This window comes from Vibrio sp. 378, assembly GCF_033339435.1.
Map to the genome: position 1 here is coordinate 1 of NZ_JAWOUO010000919.1, position 572 is coordinate 572.

General features: G+C 45.3%; 1 protein-coding gene. It reads right to left on the bottom strand.

The features are described from left to right. Positions 1 to 55: 55 nt before the first annotated feature. Positions 56 to 553, bottom strand: a complete 498-nt coding sequence (locus tag R7Q48_RS29605; RefSeq protein ID WP_021453096.1) for a SprT family zinc-dependent metalloprotease — start codon at positions 551 to 553, stop codon at positions 56 to 58. Positions 554 to 572 lie beyond the last annotated feature (19 nt).

Consider the following 572-nt stretch of genomic DNA (forward strand, 5'->3'; position numbering starts at 1 on the left):
AGTCTGTTAATAATAAAAATAAACAAGTGATCGCCGCTGTTTCTCACCGGAGAAATTAAGAAAGTTGAACACCTGTAAAATTCAAAGGCTGGTGGCATTTTTGACAGGAGTAGGTTGCCTCTTTGCGCAGAACTTTATTATGTCGGCGAATCGAGAGCGGGTAGGTCATGCAGCCGCAACGATACTCAAACGTCTTACCCTGGACTGAGGTAACTTCAAAGCGGTGTGTGGTGTTGGCAGGAATACCAAATACGGATTCCATGACGCCCCGCCACTCTTTTCCGTGTGGTCGAACTCGGCCGTACACTTGGTAGGTGATTAAGTGGGCGACTTCATGAGGAATTACTTCTTCCAAAAACGCCTGTGGATTTTCTCTAAATAAAATAGGGTTGAGACGAATCTGATTTAATTGAAGGTAGGCTTTTCCCGCTGCTTTGCCGCGAACGTTGAATGTGATGCTTGGGATAGGGAATGAGCGCTTAAATGCCTGCTGTGCCAAAGAGATACAATCAGCCATGACTTGCTTGGCTTTATAACTCAGTTCAATGTCCATCCATACTCCGGTGTATTCA

What these genes read in the sequence shown, in the direction of transcription:
- R7Q48_RS29605 (WP_021453096.1), bottom strand. Translation starts at nt 553, where the DNA reads ATGGACATTGAACTGAGTTATAAAGCCAAGCAAGTCATGGCTGATTGT.